Origin of the sequence: Absiella sp. AM29-15, from assembly GCF_003434225.1 — a bacterium.
Classification (GTDB): Bacteria; Bacillota_I; Bacilli_A; order Erysipelotrichales; family Erysipelotrichaceae; genus Hoskinsella; species Hoskinsella hominis.
In genome coordinates, this window is the sequence record NZ_QVFL01000015.1 from 102,144 (window position 1) to 125,845 (window position 23,702).

22 protein-coding genes, 1 tRNA gene and 2 riboswitches are annotated in these 23,702 nt (G+C 35.3%); of the genes, 4 read left to right on the forward strand and 19 right to left on the reverse strand.

The genetic code is table 11. The annotated features are described in order from the left end of the window. Positions 1 to 48: 48 nt before the first annotated feature. From pepD to DW761_RS15015, 7 genes are all read right to left on the reverse strand, one after another. Positions 49 to 1,482 (reverse strand): beta-Ala-His dipeptidase, encoded by a 1,434-nt coding sequence (gene pepD, locus DW761_RS14990; RefSeq protein WP_117518606.1) that lies wholly within the window; start codon positions 1,480 to 1,482, stop codon positions 49 to 51. Positions 1,483 to 1,634: 152 nt separating this feature from the next. Further along, complete coding sequence (locus DW761_RS14995) at positions 1,635 to 2,807, reverse strand: phosphoribosylaminoimidazolecarboxamide formyltransferase (protein ID WP_117518607.1); 1,173 nt, start codon at positions 2,805 to 2,807, stop codon at positions 1,635 to 1,637. 42 nt (positions 2,808 to 2,849) lie between these two features. After that, positions 2,850 to 2,927: riboswitch (ZMP/ZTP riboswitch) on the reverse strand. A 216-nt stretch (positions 2,928 to 3,143) separates the two neighbouring features. Further along, positions 3,144 to 3,266, reverse strand: coding sequence for a hypothetical protein (locus DW761_RS21690; RefSeq protein ID WP_255412400.1), 123 nt, complete (start codon positions 3,264 to 3,266; stop codon positions 3,144 to 3,146). Continuing rightward, complete coding sequence (locus DW761_RS15000) at positions 3,239 to 5,134, reverse strand: extracellular solute-binding protein (protein ID WP_117453095.1); 1,896 nt, start codon at positions 5,132 to 5,134, stop codon at positions 3,239 to 3,241. Before DW761_RS15000 ends, DW761_RS21690 begins: the two co-directional genes overlap by 28 nt. Continuing rightward, the gene (locus DW761_RS15005) at positions 5,134 to 5,985 is read right to left on the reverse strand and encodes an ABC transporter permease (protein WP_117453094.1); all 852 of its coding nucleotides are present in this window, start codon (positions 5,983 to 5,985) and stop codon (positions 5,134 to 5,136) included. Before DW761_RS15005 ends, DW761_RS15000 begins: the two co-directional genes overlap by 1 nt. Position 5,986: 1 nt before the next feature. Further along, on the reverse strand, positions 5,987 to 7,564 hold the full coding sequence (locus tag DW761_RS15010) for an ABC transporter ATP-binding protein (RefSeq protein ID WP_117453093.1): 1,578 nt from the start codon (positions 7,562 to 7,564) through the stop codon (positions 5,987 to 5,989). A 16-nt stretch (positions 7,565 to 7,580) separates the two neighbouring features. After that, the gene (locus DW761_RS15015) at positions 7,581 to 8,114 is read right to left on the reverse strand and encodes a helix-turn-helix domain-containing protein (RefSeq protein WP_117453092.1); all 534 of its coding nucleotides are present in this window, start codon (positions 8,112 to 8,114) and stop codon (positions 7,581 to 7,583) included. A 375-nt stretch (positions 8,115 to 8,489) separates the two neighbouring features. Here DW761_RS15015 and DW761_RS15020 point away from each other — a divergent pair, with 375 nt between their 5' ends. After that, positions 8,490 to 8,825, forward strand: coding sequence for a helix-turn-helix transcriptional regulator (locus DW761_RS15020; RefSeq protein WP_117453091.1), 336 nt, complete (start codon positions 8,490 to 8,492; stop codon positions 8,823 to 8,825). A gap of 694 nt (positions 8,826 to 9,519) precedes the next feature. Here DW761_RS15020 and DW761_RS15025 read toward each other — a convergent pair. The 7 genes from DW761_RS15025 to DW761_RS15055 all read right to left on the reverse strand — a co-directional run bounded on the left by DW761_RS15025 (position 9,520) and on the right by DW761_RS15055 (position 15,940). Next, the gene (locus tag DW761_RS15025; RefSeq protein WP_117518608.1) at positions 9,520 to 9,813 is read right to left on the reverse strand and encodes a hypothetical protein; all 294 of its coding nucleotides are present in this window, start codon (positions 9,811 to 9,813) and stop codon (positions 9,520 to 9,522) included. 154 nt (positions 9,814 to 9,967) lie between these two features. Next, positions 9,968 to 10,043 (reverse strand) — tRNA-Val (locus DW761_RS15030). Between the two features lie 95 nt (positions 10,044 to 10,138). Beyond that, positions 10,139 to 11,215 (reverse strand): ArsR/SmtB family transcription factor, encoded by a 1,077-nt coding sequence (locus DW761_RS15035; protein WP_158552213.1) that lies wholly within the window; start codon positions 11,213 to 11,215, stop codon positions 10,139 to 10,141. A gap of 16 nt (positions 11,216 to 11,231) precedes the next feature. Then, complete coding sequence (locus DW761_RS15040) at positions 11,232 to 12,476, reverse strand: MFS transporter (RefSeq protein ID WP_117518609.1); 1,245 nt, start codon at positions 12,474 to 12,476, stop codon at positions 11,232 to 11,234. A 121-nt stretch (positions 12,477 to 12,597) separates the two neighbouring features. Further along, positions 12,598 to 13,347, reverse strand: a complete 750-nt coding sequence (locus tag DW761_RS15045) for an esterase family protein (protein ID WP_117453087.1) — start codon at positions 13,345 to 13,347, stop codon at positions 12,598 to 12,600. Then, positions 13,344 to 14,534 carry an ATP-grasp domain-containing protein gene (locus tag DW761_RS15050; RefSeq protein WP_117518610.1) on the reverse strand — a complete coding sequence of 397 codons (1,191 nt, stop codon included), beginning with the start codon at positions 14,532 to 14,534 and terminating at the stop codon, positions 13,344 to 13,346. Before DW761_RS15050 ends, DW761_RS15045 begins: the two co-directional genes overlap by 4 nt. Positions 14,535 to 14,638: 104 nt before the next feature. Next, positions 14,639 to 15,940, reverse strand: a complete 1,302-nt coding sequence (locus tag DW761_RS15055) for a polysaccharide deacetylase family protein (RefSeq protein ID WP_117518611.1) — start codon at positions 15,938 to 15,940, stop codon at positions 14,639 to 14,641. 127 nt (positions 15,941 to 16,067) lie between these two features. Between DW761_RS15055 and typA the strand changes: the two genes are divergently transcribed. Next, positions 16,068 to 17,906 carry a translational GTPase TypA gene (typA, locus tag DW761_RS15060; protein ID WP_117453084.1) on the forward strand — a complete coding sequence of 613 codons (1,839 nt, stop codon included), beginning with the start codon at positions 16,068 to 16,070 and terminating at the stop codon, positions 17,904 to 17,906. Between the two features lie 107 nt (positions 17,907 to 18,013). On the opposite strand, the gene DW761_RS15065 is transcribed toward typA, so the two are convergent. After that, on the reverse strand, positions 18,014 to 18,406 hold the full coding sequence (locus DW761_RS15065; RefSeq protein ID WP_117518612.1) for a hypothetical protein: 393 nt from the start codon (positions 18,404 to 18,406) through the stop codon (positions 18,014 to 18,016). A 106-nt stretch (positions 18,407 to 18,512) separates the two neighbouring features. On the opposite strand from DW761_RS15065, the gene DW761_RS15070 reads away from it, so the two are divergent. Both DW761_RS15070 and DW761_RS15075 read left to right on the forward strand, forming a co-directional pair. Beyond that, a complete protein-coding gene (locus tag DW761_RS15070; protein ID WP_117518613.1) occupies positions 18,513 to 18,974 on the forward strand; it encodes a hypothetical protein in 462 nt (153 codons plus the stop codon). 37 nt (positions 18,975 to 19,011) lie between these two features. Then, positions 19,012 to 19,128: riboswitch (FMN riboswitch) on the forward strand. 91 nt (positions 19,129 to 19,219) lie between these two features. Further along, on the forward strand, positions 19,220 to 19,840 hold the full coding sequence (locus DW761_RS15075) for an ECF transporter S component (RefSeq protein ID WP_117518614.1): 621 nt from the start codon (positions 19,220 to 19,222) through the stop codon (positions 19,838 to 19,840). Positions 19,841 to 19,847: 7 nt separating this feature from the next. Here DW761_RS15075 and DW761_RS15080 read toward each other — a convergent pair whose 3' ends face one another. The 4 genes from DW761_RS15080 to DW761_RS15095 form a co-directional block, all read right to left on the reverse strand. Further along, entirely contained in the window at positions 19,848 to 20,582 is a 735-nt protein-coding gene (locus DW761_RS15080) for an ABC transporter permease (protein ID WP_117518615.1), read from the reverse strand. Further along, complete coding sequence (locus tag DW761_RS15085) at positions 20,579 to 21,124, reverse strand: SOS response-associated peptidase family protein (RefSeq protein WP_117518616.1); 546 nt, start codon at positions 21,122 to 21,124, stop codon at positions 20,579 to 20,581. The genes DW761_RS15080 and DW761_RS15085 overlap by 4 nt, the downstream gene beginning before the upstream one ends. A gap of 26 nt (positions 21,125 to 21,150) precedes the next feature. After that, complete coding sequence (locus DW761_RS15090) at positions 21,151 to 22,659, reverse strand: tetratricopeptide repeat protein (protein WP_117453078.1); 1,509 nt, start codon at positions 22,657 to 22,659, stop codon at positions 21,151 to 21,153. 76 nt (positions 22,660 to 22,735) lie between these two features. After that, positions 22,736 to 23,578 carry a putative manganese transporter gene (locus DW761_RS15095; protein WP_117453077.1) on the reverse strand — a complete coding sequence of 281 codons (843 nt, stop codon included), beginning with the start codon at positions 23,576 to 23,578 and terminating at the stop codon, positions 22,736 to 22,738. Positions 23,579 to 23,702: the final 124 nt, after the last annotated feature.

Here is a 23,702-nt window from a genome sequence, read left to right on the forward strand (position 1 = left end):
GTGTTGATTTCAAAATTCCTAAGAATCTTTTGAAAATTGTAAGAAATTCTATAATCTTTGGATAAATGCTGTTAAGAATGCATAGGTATCATCAAAGCTAGATAATTGTAAAGCTTCCTTTGGTGTATGAATATCCTTCATGACAGGACCTAATGTCACAATGTCCATCTCTGGCTTTAATGACTTAAATACGCCACATTCCAAACCACCATGCGTTGCCATGATGCCTAAATCTTTTCCAGTCAGCTCTTTACATACTTCTTTCATGGTTTCCCGCATTTGACTATTCGCATCATAACTCCATGCTGGATATCTTGCGACATGTCTTGTGGTAAAGCCAAACAATTCTGCCAATGTATCAATCTGTGCCGCAAACTCATCAATATAAGATTCCAAAGCACCTCTTAACGAGCAATTGATATGAAGCATCTTATCATCCATATACACAACACCAACATTACTGCTGGCGGTACTTAAACCTTCTATGCTCATGCTGTGATGACGTAAACCATCTGGCAATAACATCATCAGCTTCAGAATTGCTTCACTTTCTTCAACGGATACATAAGAATCAATCTGTGTCTTCTCTAAAATCACCTGCACTCCTGCATCAGAGAATTCAAGTTCTTTTTTAATATCAGCTGCCATCGCTTTTACATATGCTTCTATCTTTTCTGAATTACCATCACTGATCCATAATGCACTTGCCTCTCTTGGAATGGCATTATCCATCAATCCACCTTTTAACTGTGCAAGCTGTAATCCAAAGTATTGCATAATTCCATACAATATACGTACCAGCAGCTTATTGGCATTGCCACGTTCTTTATCAATTTCCGCACCTGAATGTCCACCTGCAAGACCCTTGATTGATAAACGATACCCATCCATTTTCTCCTGGATGCGGATAATTTCCTTATCTAATAGTACATTCATGCCACCTGCACTTGTTGTACATGTCGCATAGCCGCTTTCATCATCTAAATTGATCATTCTTATGGCATCAAACTGATCTTTTTTCAAATGCAGTGCCCCACATAATCCAACTTCCTCTTGTACGGTAAATATACATTCTAGACGTGGATGTTTTAAAGTATCATCACTTAATATGGCCAACATATAGGCAACCCCACAGCCATCATCTGCGCCAAGGGTTGTATGATTCGCCATCAACCAGCCATCAACAATACGTAAGGATAGTGGATCTTTTTCAAAATCATGTACACTGTCTTTATTTTTCTCACAAACCATATCCATATGTGCCTGCAACACCAATGGTTCATGATCTTCATAACCACTGCTTGCTTCCTTATATATAATGACATTAAACATATCATCCTGTATATAACGTAATCCCTGTGCCTTCGCAAAAGCAACTAGATAATTGCTAATAGCTTCTTCATGATAAGAACCATGAGGAATCTGTGTCATTTCTTCAAAATATTTTTGATGTAATTTTGTATGATCTAAAATTGTTTTCATATTGAAATACCTCCAGCTAACCTTTATTTTACCACATTTATTTTCAAGTATCGTTTCAAATTCATTTTTTCATTAGAAAGCATAAAGATATCTAAAAAAATGCAGAATATGATCAGCGATTTCTGATACATTCTGCATTTGATATTCATCTATTAATGATGGAATAAACGTGCATGTGTAAATGCCATGACAATATCATATTTATCACATGTTTCAATAACATTGTCATCACGGATACTTCCACCTGCCTGTGCGATATAGGCAACTCCACTTTTATGTGCACGTTCAATATTATCCCCAAATGGGAAGAAGGCATCGCTGCCTAAGGCAACGTCCTTCATGGTTGATAACCATGCTTTCTTTTCTTCTTTGGTAAATGGTTCAGGTTTGGTTGTAAAGGTATTTTCCCATACGCCATCTGCCAAAACATCTTCATAGTCATCAGAAATATATACATCGATCGCATTATCACGATCTGCACGTCTGATACCTTCTTTAAATGGCAGGTTTAATACCTTTTCATTCTGGCGAAGATACCAGTTGTCTGCTTTATTGCCCGCAAGTCTTGTACAGTGTACACGGGATTGCTGTCCAGCACCAATTCCTATTGCCTGACCATCTTTGACATAACATACAGAATTGGACTGGGTATATTTCAATGTGATCAGCGCAACGATCAAATCACGTTTTGCTTCTTCACTTAATGCTTTATTTACGGTAGGAATATCTTCAAACAGTTCTTCTGTAATCTTCAGATTATTTCTTCCTTGTTCAAAAGTGATACCGAATACATCTTTAGTTTCTATTTCTTCAGGAACATATGCTTCATCCATCTGGATTACAACATAGTTGCCTTTTTTCTTTTTCTTTAAGATTTCCAATGCTTCAGGAGTATAGCCTGGCGCAATGACACCATCACTTACTTCTTTCGCAATATATCTAGCACATGTTTCATCGCAGATATCACTTAATGCCGCAAAATCACCATAACTAGACATACGATCACTTCCTCTTGCACGTACATAAGCACTTGCAATTGGCGATAATTCCAATCCATCTGTGAAATAGATCTGTTTCATAACATCATCTAATGGTACATATACTGCAGCTCCTGCAGGTGATACATGTTTAAAACTTGCCGCACTTGGAAGCCCTGTTGCTTCTTTTAATTCTCTGACTAACTGCCAGCTGTTGAAAGCATCTAATAAGTTGATATATCCTGGTTTTCCATTTAAAACCGTTATAGGAAGTTCTCCATTTTTCATATAGATGCGCGCAGGTTTCTGATTTGGATTACAGCCGTATTTTAATTCCATTTCTTTCATAAAAATCTCCTTTCACCACAAAAAAAGCCGACACTTCTGAACATCTTCTGCCCAGACGGTCGGCTTGTATCATTATACTTCATGTGGTCAATTCCACTTCCGTCAGTCGTATAACTGCTTATACTTTATCATTTTTTAAATTCATCGTCAATCTTATTTAAAAGATTTTTTTACCAAAAGCAGGCAGAAGTCCCCCACTTCAACGACAATAAGTAATGGGCGTACATCATTTCTTATATTATGGAGATGCCTGCTTTTTTAGTTTGTGATACCTTTCTATATATTATTACAAAAGCTGACACAGAAAAGGAATGCCAGATGACATTCCTGTTTCTTTTATAAAACACTTAATAAAACCATAAATACAACTACGCAGATGATGACCACACGATAGATGATCCGTTTGGTTTGTTTCTTCACATTTTCACCTTCTAATTTGCGATTTTCACCTTTGTCCATAAATTAGACATGATTTTCTTTGCTTTTTCATTAAATTCAAAGATTTCATCTTTTGGATATCCTACACGTGGCAGATAAGCTTCATTTCCTTCAAAATCGCCGCCTTCTCCACTTAACGTATCCAACACTTCTCCATTACTGCTTGCATATCCTACAAATACAGAATTTTTCATACTGTTTTCATATTCCAAAATGAAGTTGATATATTCATTTGCCAGCTTTGGATTTTTCGCATTCTTTGGAATTACCATTGCATCACTCCACAGATTGGTTCCCTCACTTGGCATATAATAAGCCATTTCTTCATTTTCAGATAAAATATAAGCTGCATCTCCACTATATACAAGAGCCATATCTTTATTTCCATTGATCATTGCGTCAATCACTTCATCTGTGACGATTTCCGGATTCATGGTATCCACAACTTTTACCAGCCATTCATATGCCTGTTGTAGTTGTGCTTCATCATCCGTATTCATAGAATAACCTAAAGCTTTCAATGCCATCATAAATGAATCACGTTCAGAATCATACATATAGATATGTCCTTTATATTTCTGGTCAAGGAAGATGTTCCATCCTTCTTTTTCCAGGTCTTTTTTATCAATATTGTTTTTATTGTATACAATACCTACTGTACCCCAGAAATATGGAACACTGTATGTGTTGTCTGGATCATAAGATAATCCTTTGACACCATCTGCCAATACTGCGATATTTGGAATCATACGCTTATCTAATGGCTGTAGATAATCTTCTCCAATCAAACGCTGGATCATGTAATCACTTGGCACTAAAACATCATAGGATTCTCCACCCTGTAGTTTTGTATACATCAATTCATTGGAATCGAATGTATCATAAATGACTTTGACACCAAATTGTTTTTCAAAGGCATCATTTACTTCAGGATCAATATATTCTCCCCAGTTATATACCTTTAAAGTATCACTGCCATATTTTGCGATTGCATCTTGTGGAGAATTTGTACTCATGCCACCTTTTAATCCATACAGGATACCAGAGAATACCAAAGCGATACATACACCAATTACTCCAAAAACACGATTACTGATTGGTTTATTTTTCTTCTTCGCTTTTTCACGCACAACCGGCAAGACATTCACAATCAATAAAGTGATGGTAATCATCAAAACGATGATGGTAGATAAAGAGTTGATACTTGGATTGATACGTTTAGACATTGTCCATACCAGTGTCGATATGTTTTTTACACCATTTCCTGTAACGAAATAGGAAATCGTAAAATCATCAAAACTCATGGTAAACGCAATCAATGCGCCTGATACGATTCCTGGCATAATCTGAGGAACAATAACCTTCCACATAGCCTGACTTGGCTTTGCGCCTAAATCCATGGCTGCTTCTGCCAGGTTAGGATCAAGACTTCTTAATTTTGGCATAACACTTAATATGACATATGGCGTACAAAACGCAATATGTGCTAGTAACATTGTTAAAAAGCCTTTCTCCATTTTCATGGATACATAAAACAACATCAAACCTACTGCAGTCACAATTTCAGGATTCATGATTGGCAGATCATTGATCTGTTGTACGACTTCCTTCACAATACGCTTTGACTTTGATAAACCAATTGCGGTAATCGTACCAACGATTGTAGATACAAAGGTTGCGATAATTGCAGTTACTAGAGTATAGTAGATAGCTTCCATCATATTACGATCATGGAACATTTTTGTGTACCATTGTAAAGAGAAACCATCAAAACTTGTTAGAGATCGGCTTCCATTAAAAGAGAATACCAACATATATAAGATTGGAAAATAGAAGAAAACCAATACCAGCGCTAATATCAGACGGCGGGAAAATTTACGGTCTTTCATTATATATTCCCTCCTTTTTTGGCACGCACGGTGTCATCTCCTTTATCCAGACGACGTGTCACATACATACTGATCATAATGATGATCGCCATAATTAAAGAGATTGCACTACCAAAGTTCCATTCACCAACGGTGATAAATTGATTTTCAATTACATTACCAATCATCATATATCCCCCGCCTCCCATCAATTTTGGGATAACGAAGCTGGATACACTTGGCAAGAAAACCAAAGTAATACCAGATATAACACCAGGTAATGATAAAGGTAATGTAATACGACGGAATCGTTCTACACGATTTGCGCCTAAATCATTGGCAGCTTCCAACAAAGAATGATCCATCTTTGCTAATGAGCTTTCGATTTGAAGAATCATAAATGGTACAAAATTGTACACCATACCAAGAATTACCGCAAAATCTGTATATAACAGTTTCGCTGGTTCCAATCCAAAGAATTGTAGAATATGGTTTACAAGACCATTATCCGCAAGGATTCCAATCCATGCATAGGTACGTACCAGCATATTGATCCACATTGGCAGGGTAATCAATAAAATCAACAGATTGCGTTTTCGATCAGATGCCTTTGAAATCGCATAAGCTACCGGATATCCTATCAGGATACATAAAATCGTTGTGATAAATGCAATCCTTAAGGATAACCATAAGGTTTTCAAAAAGTCAGGGTCTGTAAAGAACTTCTTGAAATTATCAAATGTAAATTGTAAAGTCGCTACATCATTGCCCTGTGTCGTAAATGCATATACAACAATCAGAAACATAGGGATGACGATCATTGCGATCATCCATACAATATATGGAATTGTTAAACGTTTAAACGTTTTCATCCTAGTATCCCATCTTACTCATAACATGGATATCTTCTGGGAAGAAGCTTAGACCCACTTCTGCTCCTTCTTCTGCGATATCTGTTGTGTGTACTTTGAATTCACGTCCCTGTGTAGAGAACGTTACTTCATAAGTACCTTCTGTGATATTACTTGGATCAAAATCATAATCTACGTTGCTGATTTCCACATCACTTTCATCACTCAGCTTCCAGCTTTGCGCATTTGCCCATGTTTTTAAATCTGTATCAATTGCGGCACTTTCTTTTAATTCATCTACTGTTTTAAAGAAGTTGAACGCAGATATTGCTTCATTTGCTTTTGGATTTTCTACATATTTCTGTTGAACAACGAATACTTTGATTGATACACTTGTTCCAGAACTTGTAGAGAAGGTTACAGGATATGTTCCTATTGTTTCAGGAATATCATATTCTATTTTATTTATAGAAATATATTCATCATTTTCAGGATCCCAAGCCTGTGCATCCGCACGTGCAATGATCTCTGCATCATTTAATTCTTTCACATCCTCAATATCCACATAGAAGTCATTGGCAGAAATTTTTTCTTTAGCATCACTGGACACAACATCATGTTCCTTTGTGACATTCATCATTACCGTTACATTGGTTCCAGGTACTGTTTCTACCATAATTTCATAATGAACACCTTTAAACAAAACAGATTTCACCACACCTGTCATTTTGCCATCCTCTTCTTTAACGATATCTAAATCTTCCGGACGAATGACAACATCGACTTTTTCATTTTTCTTAAAGCCAAAATCTACACAGTCAAAGGTAATATCGTCAAACATAACTTTATAATCATCCAGCATGACTCCGGGTATGATATTACTTTCACCAATGAAGTTTGCTACATAACGATTCTCTGGTTCGTTATAAATATCTGTAGGCGTACCTACCTGTTGAATCTCGCCATCCTTCATTACCACGATTTTATCAGACATTGTTAAAGCTTCTTCCTGATCATGGGTTACATAGATAAATGTGATTCCTACTTCCTGTTGGATCTTCTTTAATTCATATTGCATTTCTTTACGCAGCTTTAAATCCAAAGCACCCAATGGTTCATCTAATAATAAGACTTTTGGTTCATTTACAAGTGCTCGTGCAATCGCAATACGCTGCTGTTGTCCACCGGATAGTAATGTTACATTTTTCTTTTCATATCCTTCCAGACCAATCAGCTTCAGCATTTTTAAGACTTTCTGTTCAATAACATCCTTACTCATCTTTTTGATTTTTAAGCCAAAAGCGATATTATCATACACGTTCATATGTGGGAATAATGCATATTTTTGGAATACCGTATTCAATTCACGTTTATATGGAGGAAGATCATCAATCACTTCTCCATCAAATACGACTTTCCCTTCACTTTGTTGTAAAAAGCCACCCAAGATACGTAACAGCGTAGTTTTTCCACAACCGCTAGGCCCCAGCAATGTGACAAATTCGTTTTCATAAATGTCCAGGTTGATTCCTTTTAAAACCAGCTGTCCATCAAAATCTTTCACAATATTGCGAAATTCAATAAGTTTCTTTTTCTCCATTACGACTTCCTCCTCATCAAAAGCGTGGTGGTGTTGTGATCCACAAAACTTTTGCGTCATTTTTAGCGGTATTCTTTAAATAATTTTTCGCTTTTCCATTAATGTAAAAGGTTTCCCCTTTTTTCACAGGATATTCCTTATCTCCATAAACAAGTGTGATTCTTCCTTCCAGTACATAACCGAATTCTTCTCCATCATGTGGTTCAATCACCATAGATGTTTCATTGGTATGTAATTCTAAAAGGATAGGCTCCATTTCATTTTTCTGAGCATTTGGAACGATCCAGTGGATACAATATTCCTCATGTTCATCAATAAAGTAATCGTCTTTATGAAAGACAACTTTAGTTTCCTTACTGTCTTTGAAAAAGGTCGCAAGGTCTGTACCTAATGCTTCTAATATATCTTCTAATGTAGACACAGAAGGTGATGTCAGGTTACGTTCCACCTGCGATAGAAAGCCTTTGGTTAATTCACTGCGTGATGCAAGCTCTTCCAATGTCAGCTCATTTTGAATCCTTAACTGTTTGATTCTCTGTCCGATATCCATGACATTCCTCCTTTAGTTTAGTCCCACTAAACTTTTCGTATTATATTTGAAACAAGATTATTATACATATTTTTTCGCCATATGCAATAATTTCTAAACAAAAAGTTTAATATTTTAAACTTTTCACTATATAATCGAACACGAAATAACCAATATCTGTCCTCTTGGATATTTTATGTTATGATACCTGGGTATTTTTTTATTTCGTATGACGCAAAAAAGATGCAATTCTTTTTACAATTATGCTCTCCTATGCCATCATACTTTATGATACTATGATTTTATCTTTATTTTTATAATACCATTTGTAATGGTATTTTTCGTTGAAACAAATATTGTCCTTTATACTATATATTACAGAAAGAGGTGCATTCCATGCTTAAAATCGGAGGAATCATTAAAGCGGGATTAGAAAATAAAAACATGACACAGAAACAACTAGGGAGTTTATTGAACGTAAATCAGCGTACGATATCCAGTTATTGTAACGATATCTCATATCCAGATCTCGATACATTGACAAGACTTTGTACGATATTAGAGATTGATATCTGTGAAGTTTTACATCTTCATCAGACAAACAATATGCAATTTGTAGTTCAGGACGATAAAGAAATGCGTATTCTAAACGCTTTTCGACAATTGCCTGAACATAAAAGAAAAGATTTTTGTGATAGTATGATCCTATTGGCTAGTATTGTCAAACAATAATCACACAATTTCACAAATTTGCCCTATCTTTTTTCCGCATCTTTAGGTTATTCTATTACCAGACAAAGGTTTCTTTGTCTGGTAGAAAATAATCCCCCTAATTATTTTCTATACATTCTATCCCCTTAATAATTATTATTGAGAAAAAAGGCGTTCCCCTAAACGCCTTTTTTCTGTGCTAAAACCTTTATTCAAAGACTTTTCTTCATCTTTTTATAAATTGTTTTGTTTTAGAATGTTGCAAGTTTGTTGCAAATCATCAAATAAATAGAAATAAAGATTTTTACTTTTTATATCACTTTGAAGTTTGCTTCCGTATAATCCTTACAAAATGTCTTATACACATCATAAATCTCCACCATATTATAATCACATATTTTCCCTTATTTATCACATTATCATTTTACATTCTATTGATAACATATAGGGGAGCAAGGGAAAGTAAACCTTGCTTGTATGAATTATCATTCTCCCTAATGATAATTCATACAATTTTCTATCCCCTTAAATAAACATAATTATTTAGGAAAACCCGGAGCTCCCCCTTAACTCCGGGTTTTTCCTATTTCATTCATATTTTGACATCGTTATTTGTGACCTAATTGTTATCTAATGTACCGTTTATACAAAGTTATAAAAACCTTAATAATTTATAATTTATTTAAATTGATGAAGATAAATTATTCTAGCAGATTTAAATAAATACTTTTTCAATTTGTCTTTGCATATGATGATAATGTTGTTCACTGATCTGCTGATGCAAATACTTGTGATCTAACAGTGATGTTTCATAATCAACACATCGTTGATTTAATAAAATATACGTGCGTACACAATCTTGTTTCTTACAATATTGGGCAAAAGCTTGTCTGTGACTCTTCCAAATCTTACAAAAATACATAATGTCCTGAGAAAATAACTGTTGATGAAAAAAACTGCGTGTTTCTTTCATGTACTGATAGAAGTCCTGATATTCATGATCTTTCATCTTAACTCACCTCATGTATAGGATACAACACATTCTTACATTATTCATGTAAGAATGTGTTTTTTTATAACGTTGGTAAGTTAATTTATTTCAGCGGTTAATTTTCTTATATACAAAAAAACTGTCCGTTAATCGAACAGCTCGTTTACTATACTGGTGGAGGTTAACGGACTTGAACCGCTGACCCTCTGCTTGTAAGGCAGACGCTCTCCCAACTGAGCTAAACCTCCGTTTGTTTGCCTAAATATAATACCATATTATTCTAAAAATGCAAGATAAAATATATAAAAAAGTAAAAAATAACTATGATAAGGTTATACCATAGTTATTCATTTAACAATGTTTTTTCTACCTGTTGCAAAAAGCCTTTTAGATATTCGCGGTTTAAATGATAATATAAACGCTGGTTATCTTTTTCAAAGGTTACTAACTGGGCATTCATTAATGCCTGCATATGATAAGAAATGGTTGGTGTCGATAAATTGAGTTCATTTGCTATTTGTGCTCCATACGCCTTTTTATGAGATATAAATGTTAGAATATCAAATTTGCTGGGATCACTTAACAGCTTCAAAGTAGAACACATCTGTTCCTTTGTTATGTTATCTTCTTCATGTAACATCTTTCTGATGAGGACAATTCCCCAAAAAACGAATAGTATGTCTTTATCCTCTTTATGTATTTTTTCATTAAACATGAATGTAATTTCATTCACATCGGATAAAACAGGAATCACAACTACCTCTTGTACCTCATGAAAATGAACATTTAAACTATCACAGATATAAGTAAAACAGTCCTTGGTTTTATTTGTATAGGTGATATCTTCCAGATAAACATTTAATAATCTCTCATATACTTTGATGTGTTTCTCATATAACTGCATAATGCTTGAAATCATCATTTCTATTTTATCCAAATAGGTTTCTAATTGAGAATGAATCTTCCATATTTTCCATTTGATATCATCTTCATAAAGGACTTCATCTAAAAGGGCTGGTAAATCTTCTTCATTGATATCTTCTTTATAAATTTCTTTTCCTGAAGTGACAATCTTCCTTAAGAATGCGCAGGGATCTTTCTTATAGAATGATCGAATAGCGTGAAATGTTTTTTTCGTATCACTGCTTGTTTCTTCTTCTGAGCTGGTCTGCACAATAGCACGTACCAAAGAACTGTTTCCTTGTTTGTTTAAATTACGAAATAAATATGCTTCTTGTGGAAACTGTGCTTCCATCATCTTTCCAGCTTCTTCAATTAAAGAATACCATTCTTTTAAATCATCATTTTGCTCAGTAGATAAAGAATCTACATGTTTCAGTTCTAAATCCTGGTTTACATAATGCTCTAGAAGACCGATACATTCCAATATCGGTCTTAGTCTTTTTTCATAACGAATCATCGTCATTCCTCCATTTTTATAAATCGTTGAGTGACTTCATGAACATCATACCAGCAAATAACACAATTGTAAATATTCCACATACAAGAAGAATATCTAAAACACTGGCAAAGCTGCATACTCCACTTAAAATGAAGGATAAAATTGGCATTCCTGCTGTAGCAATTGCGGACAAGATAGAACTGGCTCTTGATACATAAGCTGTATCTACCCTGCTCATAAATGCAATATTTACTAAAGATATGATAATTCCTGCAAATAATCCAAATAAGAAACTGGATATGCCAATACAGATTCCAATAATTTCCATTGATGGTGCACCTGGAATAAGGGTCAAAGCTGCATAATAGACGCCCGTCATCATTCCACCGAATGCTAATAGAACATGATTAGAAAAGCGGCGGTGTGCATAAGGGTACAGGAAAGAGCCGACACCAATACCAATCGTCATCATGATGGATAACAAAGAAAGCATATAAGCAGGTGCATGAAGGATTCCACTGATATATGGTGCTTCAAATGAATTTAATGGAACCAATGTCATATTCATGATACAAGCCAGTATGGCAAGTGTGAATAGAATTTTTGTGCCCCTCAGATAGCGATAGCCATCTTTTAAATCATGTAAATAAGAAGCGCACTGTAATCGGATCGTTGCTTTTTTTTCGGCTTTTTCTTCCTGAAGAGGAATGGTAGCAATAAGAAATGCAGATATAAAGAATGTTAGCATATCGATAGCAACTGCTCCTGCAATCCCTCCAACACTTAATATCACACCAGCAATTCCTGTTCCAATCAACTCAAATATTCTGGCACTGGACTGATTTAATGATAAACCAAAATCATAGTCCTCCTTAGGCAGAATGCGTGGGATAAATCCCGTTTCTGCAGGATTTCTAAAGGATTCTAATGTGTTATTCATAAATGTGATGACCAGAAGAATCCATGGATACAATAATTGGTTGATATATAAGAGAATGATCAAACCCGTAAGCACGCCTCTACCTAGATCACATAAGACCATAACACGTTTTTTAGGCTGTTGTTCAACAATAGCTCCAGCGATTGGCTGAATAAGAATGTTAGGCAAAATATTTACCCCTAATACGATAGCAGACCATGCAGCTGAATCTGTAAGTGCATAAACAAGCCAGCTAAAGGCGATCATATCAATGGAATCTCCTAAACGATTGATAAGATTAGCAATTAAATTCTGCATAAAGCAGCGATGATGCATAATGGTACGGTATCCTTGTTTCATATGTATCTATCTCCTTTGTTTGACATATATATAATATTATGATAATAGATATTTGTCAACTGTCAATGTTAGATATCCATAAAATATATAAACAAAAAAAAGATCTGAATAAATCAGACCTTTAAACAACGAATTGTAAGAAGTAATCAATTTGTTTCTTCCACCAGTACCAGTCATGTGATACGTCGTATCCCCAATAGTCAATCCATACATCCAGATGTTTCTCTTCAAAAATCTGCTGCATCTGATGCAAGCTGTATTCCATTTCCTGCTCCCATGCACCTCGACCGCAGCATAAAATGACTTCTGATTTTTTATATAACTCCATATATGGGTGATCCATTGGCATATTTGGCAGATAATCACTTGGTGAATTCAAATATGTTAATTCATCATGATAGTCATGGAAGAAATAATCTGCATGATAAATACCAGACATGGCGATTACTTTATCGAATAAATCTGGTCTTCTTAAGAAGAAATTCAATGCATGAAATGCTCCTAAAGAACATCCACAGGTCATAATGCCTTTGATTTCTGTTTGTCCTGGATCATTGATTTCGTGAATTCTTGGGACTAATTCATCTACAATATAGTGATAATAACGCTCGTGTTGTTCAATGCGCTGTCTTGGATTGCCATCTTCTTTACTCCATGTTTCCGCATCAATGGAATCACAACAGAAGAACTGTACACGTCCTGCATCAATATATTCCTGAGCTGCTTCGATCATTCCAAAGTTTTCAAAATCGTAAAAGCGTCCATCCTGTGCCGGAAATACAAGACAAGGCTTGCCTGTTTCTCCATACACTTTAAATTCCATATCGCGGTTTAATTCATGAGAAAATTCCTTATAATATTCGATCTTCATACTGTTTCCTCCTTCTGGACATAGTCTATAAATGCATGTACTTCGTCCATCGTTTCAAAACAAGCGATAAATGTTTCATCTCCCATGGCATCCTGCCATATTTCTGGCAAATATTCATGCATCCGTATATGTGAACCATAGGTTTGCAGAATATCTTTTGTGCTATGACAATAGTGCCGATGATATTTTTGTGATGCATATACCCCATAATATGGTGCTTTCTTTAAGGAACGTGCACCATAGCCACAAACCATATCTGCCCATATTTGATAGGCATCAATTTCGTTGGCATAGTCAATCATATCTGCGGTATACCCGCCAGGTACACGCATATTGACTTCTAATCCTATTAAATCATCTTTCTTTCCCATTCCCTCTTTGTCGTGTGCGAGTCGGAAAAATTCTAAGTGGAACCATCTGCCTTTTGCTTTAAAGGCTTTTAAAACAGCCTTGCCTGCTTTTTTAAGATCAGATGGAATCTCACGCTCGCTGTAATATGCAAGATGGTTTTTCTGATTGACGATATCCATGATTCCTACAGGGAAAACATGTGATGTTTCTAATATGATGGTTCCCAAGCTGTCTACAATGCCATCATATGTAACAATTGTTCCCTCTATGAATTCCTCCATAACATAATTCTCATGAGGCTGTTTCATGAATTTTTCTACATCTTCATCACAATTCAGACGATAAGTCTGAAAAGCTCCAACACCATCTTTTGGCTTTGCGATACAAAGATATCCGCATTTCTGTACAAAGTCTTTGACCTGTGGATAAGACTGTACTTCAATTTGTCTGGCACTTTTGATATGTGCCTTTAAATACCCTTTTTTCATCAACGCCTTGTTTCTAACCATTTCCACTTCATCTTCCTGATAACCCGTGGTAATATGAAAATCCGTACGCAGTTTTGCGTCATATCGCATCCAGTATTCATTATTGGATTCCAGCCAGTCGATTTTACCATATTTGTATGAAAAAAACGCAACAGCTTTAAACAGCTGCTCATAATCATTCATATCATTGACATAATAGTATTCCTGCAAAGAGTGCTTACATTCATATGACAATGCTTCATATGGCTGATCCCCTATACCCAGCACATTGACACCATTGATTCTAAGGCTTTCACAAAACTTCCAGTAATTTTCAGGAAAGTTTGGGGATATAAAGATAAAGTTCATAACTATCCCAGCTTTCTGTTTTTTTTATTATAGCATACTTTTTTCAATATGTGTATATTTTTTGAATTTTTAAACGCTTACATAAACGATAAAAAAAGGAACTGCTACATTCCTTTCGCTTCATATAATTGTGATACAGTCACCAGTTGATAGCCCATTTCCTGTAATTTGGGTATGACGATAGCCGCAGCCTGTGCACTGGAGGCATATAGATCATGCATCAAAATGATATCCCCATCTTTTACATCTTTTAAGATACGCTCCACAACAATTTTTGCATCTCTATCCTTCCAATCTCTGGTATCCAGACTCCATGTCACAACCTTGGCATCCTCTGCGCATTTCACAACTGTATCATTTTTAATGCCATAAGGAGGTCGTAATACATGAGGATAAATATGCGTAATGGTATAAATACACTCCTTTGTTTCTTTGATTTCTTCTTCAATACCGGCTTTTGACAAGGTCGTTAATTGTTTATGTGAATAGGTATGATTACCAATTTCATTGCCTTCCAGCACCATTCGTTGCAAAAGTTTGGGAGCATTTTCTGCATTAGAGCCAAGCACAAAGAAGGTTGCACTGGCATTATATTCCTTTAATGCATCAAGGATTCTTTCCGTATATTTTGGACTTGGACCATCATCAAATGTAAGTGCCACCATCGGTTTATCTGGATCAATTGGTTTTACATTTTCATTTAATACCTGATCATATGGTACATAAGCAAAAGTCGTTTCAGGACTTAAATCGATATAATCTTTAAAATCTGTATACATGATTTCCATACTGGCTGCATTATCAAATAAATATCCCGGTGAAAAATAAAATACAACGCGATCTTTCTTCAATACGAAGGATGCGAAGTTTTCAACTGCAGCAGAACTATGCAGTTCAAAGTTTTTCTGGTTACATTCCTGTGGAAACCGCTCTTTAAAATATGTTTGTGCCTGATTAGATAAAGCGTGTAGATAATCTCCCTGAAAAATATCTTCTAAGCCTATAAAACGTTTTTCTTTACTATCATAAACAAGCGTTTTGATTTCTTCATGATTTTCATAAATACTCTCATATATATCCAGTCGAATAGAAAGATAGCGCTCATCTTTTACATAAGATTCATAACTGACATTATATTCCGCTTTACGCTTTTCTTTATACGCCTGTGTCTTTTCATCAAATGCTTTATGTCCATCTTCCACAATTGCTTTAATTTTATCGTCTAAATCATCAATTCCTGTTTTTGGATATAAAATACTATACACACTATGGTCCTTAAAGCCCATTTCCTGAATGCTTTCTCCAACCTCCTGATTAGGATTGTTTTTCTTTTTAAATGAAACATGCGAACAACTGCATAAAATCATCAGACACAAGAAAGGGCATACAATCTTTTTAAGTTTCATCTTCATCACCTTTTTCTTTCTAGTATATTGAAAAAGAAGTGAAAATAATGCATAAATATGCGAAAAAAGTTGTTATTATTGGAATTTCGTTATATTATTATAGTTGGTCTAAAAGGTGGAATAAAATATGAGCGAAAAAGAAAAAATTATAAATATAGCGGTCATTGCCCACGTAGACGCTGGAAAATCTACATTGGTAGATGCTTTCCTTCGTCAAAGTGATGTATTTCGCAGCAATGAAGAAGTAATCGATTGTGTTATGGACAGTAATGATTTGGAAAGAGAACGTGGTATCACGATTTATTCCAAGAACTGTTCAGTCATTCATGACGGTGTAAAAATCAATATCGTGGATACGCCGGGCCATGCGGATTTCTCCAGTGAAGTAGAACGTATCATTAAGACCGTTGATACTGTTATCCTGCTGGTTGACTCTTCAGAAGGTCCAATGCCTCAGACACGTTTTGTTTTAAGCAAAGCATTAGAAATGGGACTTCGTCCTATTCTGTTGATCAATAAGATCGATAAAAAAGATGCCCGTCCTCAGGAAGTTGTAGATGAAGTTTATGAACTGTTCTTAGACTTAAATGCTACAGATGAACAATTAGATTTCCCTATCCTGTATGGTATTGCTAAACAGGGTATTGCACAATACGATTTGGATACACCAAGTGATTCCATTGAACCATTGTTTAAGACAATCTTGAAACACTGTGATGTTTATCCTGATATGGATGATGAACCATTACAGATGCAGGTATCTGCTTTGGCATATGATGAATATATCGGACGTTTGGGTATCGGTAGAATTTATCAGGGTGTTTTAAAAGCACAGGAACAGATTGTCGTTTGTGATTCTTTTGGCAACTCTCGTACAAAAAGTACCAGCCAGATTTTCGTATATCGTGGATTGAGCCGTGTTTCTGTACAGGAAGCACATGCTGGTGATATCGTTGTAGTTGCAGGTATCGCAGATATCTCTATTGGTGAAACATTATGTGAAAAAGATCATGAAATGCCTCTTCCAAGTATTAAAATTGAAGAACCTACATTAAGTATGAACTTCATCGTTAATAAATCCCCATTCGCAGGCAAGAGTGGTAAATTCGTTACCAGCCGTAACTTGAAAGAACGTTTGGAAAAAGAACTGGAAGTAAACGTTGGTTTAAAAGTAGAACCTACTGAAAGTGGAGATTGCTTCAAAGTAAGCGGACGTGGAGAACTTCATATTTCTGTATTGCTTGAACAGATGCGCCGTGAAGGTTATGAAGTTGCTGTATCAAAACCAGAAGTTATCTTACATAAAGATGAAAATGGCAAGACAGTAGAACCAGTGGAAGAAGTTGTAGCAATCGCTCCTGAAGAATATTCAGGTACCATCATCAATAAATTGAACTTAAGAAAAGGTACCATGATTGATATGGTAGAAGAAAACGGATATGTACGTATCACTTATGAAGCACCTACAAGAGGACTTCTTGGTTATCGTAGTGAATTCATCAATGATACACGTGGTGAAGGAACTCTGGTACGTCGTATCAAAGGTTATACGCCTTACAAAGGAGAAATCCAGCAGCGTGCAAACGGTGCCATGATTTCAACTGAAACAGGCAGTGCCATGACTTATGCATTATGGAATTTACAGGAAAGAGGAACATTGTTTATCTCTCCACAGACAGAAGTATATGAAGGTATGATCATTGGTGAATCTGCTCGTACTGTTGATATGGATGTTAACCCATTGAAAAACAAGAAGCTGACTGCCATTCGTTCATCAGGAAATGATGAGGCAATGCGTTTAACTCCACCAAGAGTCATGTCATTAGAAGAAGCTTTGGAATGGATCAACGATGATGAACTTGTTGAAATCGTGCCAGATTGCATTCGTTTACGTAAAAAAGGTTTAACACCTCAAGATCGTAGACAATTCTATAGAGAAAGAGTTTCAGCTGAAGAAATAGAATAACTTGCATAAGACTGTCCAAATTTGACAGTCTTTTCTATTATATGTAAAGCTTTCATAGTACCTATGCCTTCACTTTTATACATTAAAAAAGCCTGAAATTTCAGGCTTTAAGATTTTGCATCAAATTTTGTACGACATTTTGGACAAGTTACTGTAATCTCACCTTTGCCCTTTGGAACACGCATTTCTTGTTTACAATTTGGACATTTCAGATATTTGTGTGTCTTACGATCTTTCCAACGCTTCTTCAGACTTTTCCAGCGAGAAGTTATTGGATATACCATACGAAGATATTTTGTGTTTTCTGCAGAACGTTTATAAACTTTTCGGCTAAACATACGAAAATAACTTAATACCAGTAACAAAACGGATATCCAGGAAACAAATGGTATGCGAAATAACGTTGCCAGTACCATAATCACAATTGCCAAAATCAGCAAAAAGAAATTCAACTGATCAACACCATAGCGCCCACGCATAAAATTCTGTAACCATTTCATGAATAAAAACTCCCTTCACTTGTGGGATATTATACCACTTTTCACATATATTTTCTAGTAAGCTTTTGATTTCATATTTTTTCACACAATTTGAAAGAAACTTCACATGAACAAAATGATATGGTATGATGAACACAAGGATGGTGATGACATGAATATCTTAATCGTATGCAATAATGGCTGTTCATCAAGTGTTTTAGTCAAACGATTAAATAATGAGCTTATGGCATCAGGTCTATCGAAAAAGCATCATATAGATCATGCCCAATTCATGTTTATGTATCTACAAAAGCAACCCTATGATATTATCATGCTTTGCCCACAGACTTATCATGAATGGCTGATGATGAAAAAAGATGATATAAAAGATACACCGATCTATATGATTCCACCAAAGCTCTTCGTGTCTTTTGATATAGAAAAAATGCTGGAAGATGGTGAAGATGCTATTCATCAATTTAAATCTGATCATAAAAATCCAGTCTTTTTTCCAGGAGAAGAAGCTTATATGAAAAATCGTAGATCGGTATCCTATCGAAAATTTAAAGAAAACAAAAAGAACATATGAATTGACAAATTTCTGATTTGTGCTAGTATATACATGACAAAAACTTCAGGGTCGGGTGAAATTCCCAATCGGCGGTAACCCCCGCAAGCCAATATGGCAGGAACCGTGTGAAATTCCGGTGGCGACAGTATAGTCTGGATGGAAGAAGTATGTGTTTTCTTTTTATGTAATCCCTAAAGGTTTTGTTGAAAACCTTTTTTATTTTGTAAAAGATAAAAAAGGCTGGCAAAAAAGGAGGAATTATTATGTCAGCAGGTGTTTCAACAAAAAACAGAAGCAGGATGAGTGTCAACACCATCGCAAAAGTCAGTATCTTAGGAGCTTTGGCCTTTCTAGTCATGCTGTTTGAGATTCCACTTCCATTTGCACCAGCATTTTATAAACTGGGCTTTGACGAAGTAATCGTTTTAATCGGAGGATTTGCCCTAGGACCATGGGCTGCCGTTTGTATTGAAGCGCTTAAAATCGCATTAAATTTATTGTTTAATGGTACCATTACCGCAGGGACAGGAGAATTAAGTAATTTTCTGATTGGTTTAGCTTTCGTATTACCTGCAACCTTTGTTTACCATCAAAACAAGACAAGAAAAAATGCTTGTATTGGATTGATTTATGGCACAATCAGTATGACGATTATGGGAGGATTGATTAATTACTTTATCATTCTGCCAGCGTATTCATTTTTCATGAAAATCCCATTAGATGCATTGATTGCAATGGGTACAGCGATTAATCCTAATATCAACGGTTTACTGGCATTTGTACTCTTATCTACAGTACCATTCAATTTATTAAAGGGTGTGTTGGTATCATTAATTGTCTTTATTTCATATAAAAAGGTATCCCCTGTGATTAAAAATCAATAGGAAGTTCTCAATGAACTTCTTTTTTTCTATATAAAATTAAATGTATGAAGATTTCCATAATCAAGGCTAATAAAATAATCCAGCCAGTCCATGCAAATACGCCTGTCATATCAAAGCTTACTTTACAATAATTCATTTGCCTTCCAATCCCATTTTGTGCCTGAGCGACGATTTCTGCCATGACACCTACTTTAAAGCCAAAGGATATTCCAGTCAGTAAAGAGGCCTTAATGGAGCTGTGAAGCAAAGGAATATAGATTTTACGAATCAAATATGATTTTTTTTCGGGATATATCTTCATCACATTAAGCAAATCCCGATTGATATTACCTAATCCCTCATAAAGATTGGCATACATCATGGGAAATAAGATTAAAAACGTAATGATAGCGGAGCTTTTCTCAGCACCAAACCACAATAAGATAATGATAACATAGGAAATGTTAGGAATACTCCTTGTTAATAGTAGTATTGGATAGAATAAATCATGAAATACTCTATGACGATAAGCAAGTGTTGCGCATAACATCGCCATGGTAAATGCAATGGTCAATCCTATAAAAACACGTAATAATGTTGTCGCAACCGCAACATAAAAGGACTGTGTTGACAATAATGCGAGCATATATTGTAAAACATCCAAAGGATAAGGCATCAAAAAATCATTATCTGTTCGTGAAGCAAAGATCTGCCATAATAGTATAAGGATAAAGACAGTGGTAAAAGAACGATATTTTTTCATAGATCTGGATCATCAAGTGAAAATGCTAGACCATCATTATCGACTGCAAATTCACAATCTCCTTTCAGATAACGCTCAATATCCTTTTCATGCAGAATGATTGGTGTACGATGATGAACAAACTTCATCTCCTTTTGTGCTTCTCCTGTCACAATGACGAATTCTTTCTTTTCATTATATATTCCTGCCAGATAAAAAAGCGGTTCCTCTTTTTCGTATATAAATACCTTTTTTTTATTCTTCCATTCATAAAAACCATTACAAGGAATTAAACAACGATGCTGTAACATTGGTAAAAATGTTTTTTTAGTTTCTATGCCTTCATTTCTTGCGTTGATTAACAGTTTGTTTTGAAAACCTTTCATGCCCCACTTCATAACATCTAAAGTATAATCGTTTTGTCCCTCCACCAAAACTAATGCATTTTGGGAAGGAAAAATTTCATGTTGGGCATAATGAGAGATGCTCATTTGTGTGATCTTTTGTTTTAATTTCGCAAAAGCCAGGGCTTCTTCAATTGAAAAATAATATCTTCCACACATAATCGCATACCTCCATTTCTATTAGCTTAACCTGGTTGTTTCTGTTTATTCATCTTTTCACGCAATGTTTCTATTTCCTCATGAATCCATGGTTCATCATAATCGCGTTCTAATGCCTCTGTGAAGCAGTTTATCGCTTGTCCGTATTCATGGATAGCCGCATATGTTTCTCCCATGACAGAGAATATCCAGCCATCTTGACGGCCTGCATCCTGTGCATGTTTCAAATAGGATAATGCCTGATCATATTGTTCAAGTCTTAAATAGCACCAGCCAATCATAGAGATATGCATTTCACTATCGGGATTTACAGCCAAAGCTTTTTCAAAATAAGCCAATGCCTGATCATAATCCTTTAATTGAGCATAGTCCCAGCCAAGCTCCCCATAATTCCATTCTTCTCCACCATACATATCAATTCTTTTTAAAAGTGTTTCAATAGCTTTTTCCTCTTTATCACAACGACCAAGGTTCCAAGCATATAAATCAAGCATTTCTTTACTTTTTTCACCAAGATCAAAGCATTTTTCACAAGCTTTTACAGCATTGGCATAGTCATTCATATCTGAATAACAACGGGCATAATGATATTGCATCCATATATTATTTGGAAATTCTGCACTAGCACGATCCAGATATGATAATTTCTTTTCATAATTTTTTTCTTTATGTGCAATCCAGATCATTTCCTGCCAGATCCATTCACGATCATTTTCTTCATCCCGCTGTAATGCTTTTTCATAATAACCAAGTGCCTGATCATAGTGTAAACAGCTTTCTTCTTTTTGATTCAAAGCATCATATACATCCCCTAATAGTGTTCTTACTCCTGTATCATCACGCCCACTGGCAAGGGATTGCTCCAGATGATCCACTGCTTCTCCATCATTGCCTAATTCATGATAAGCATTTCCTAATTCAAACTGCTTCCAGCCTTCATATTGGGAAGATGTTTTTTCAAGATATGTAATTGCTTTTTCAAAATCATTCACATGCTTATAAAAATTCACAAGATCAAAAATAGAATCATCATTTGGCTTCAGTCGATAACATTTTAAGAAATATTCTTCTGCACTCTGATAGTCTTCTTTTGAAAGATAACTATAAGCAGCTTGTGCTAACAGCCACACATTATTTTCATCATCCATCAAAGCATCTTCAAAACATTGAATAGCTTCATCATATTTCTGCATTTCTTTATAGCACCAGCCTTTTTCACCATGCAGCCATGGTTCATCAAAACCCAGCTTTAGTGCCTGATCAATTGCATCCAAAGCATCATCCAACTTGCCTAAACGATCATCTGCATAGGCAATCTGTGAATACATCCAGCCATCTTCTGGAAATAACTGTAGTCCTTTTTTTAAACAGATAATTGCTTCTTCAAAACGTTCCAGCTGATTTAATATCCATCCCATATTGGCGTAATAAAAAGGATCTTCCAACGCATGGATGTGATTTTGTTCTAAAAGGATTCTGGCATCCTCATATCTTTTCTCTTGTACCAATTGTTCAAATTCTTGTTTATAATCCATATATCTTTACCACCTTTATTGGTATTATACTATAAATTGAAAGTAAAAAAAACAAAAACCGAATCGAAGTTCGGTTTTAGAAAAACAACTGTAATAGGATGCCGGTCACAACAGCACTCATAAATAATATTAGCATAATTCGTATGATATCTTTTTTATTATCATACATTTTCAACATTACAAGTAACCCTAGCCCAGCACTTGTAATCAATCCTGCTGTCAACGAGCCAAAGCTGATGACCTGATCCAAATATAATTGAGCCAAAATCACGCTAGCGGCACAATTTGGAATAAAACCAGCAATTGCTGCAAATGCAGGCTGAATAATGGAACCATTTGCTAAAAACATGCGTAAAGTATCCTGACCAATTGCATCCATAATATAGGAAAGAATAAAGTTAATCACAAAAACAAATACAAATATTTTCATCGTATGGATAAATGCAATATAGAATATCCCGTGTTCTTCTTCCTCTTTTTCACAATCCGCATGTATATTCTTAATTGGATGATTTTGTTTTAATTGGTGATGTCTTACCATAGTATCAACAAGATATCCTACAATAATTGCCACAATCAGCTTTACCACAATCACACCAATCAGTGTATTGAATTCTTTTGGTTGAGATACAAGAATGGGGATTGCTTCATCACTTGTTGATATAAATACTGCAAGCAGTGTACCAACAGTAATCGTCCCATTTAAATATAATCCAACAGCAAGTACGGAAAAGCCACATTGTGGGATTACCCCCAGAATTGCTCCCAAAATAGGGCCAAGTTTTCGCGTATTCTCTAATATTCTTGTAAAATGTGCATTTCCTTTATGCTCTAAATATTCCATTAATAAATATGTAATATAAAGAAACGGCAGCATCGGTATTGCATCATGTAATACATCTTCTAAAAGCTCCAGCATCAAATGCCTCCTTTGCGTATGTTAAAAAGATTACCATTTTATTCTGTTTTATGCAATTGACATGCATATAAATTAAAAAAGCCTCACAAATGTGAGGCAAACAGACCTGGCAACGTGCTATCTT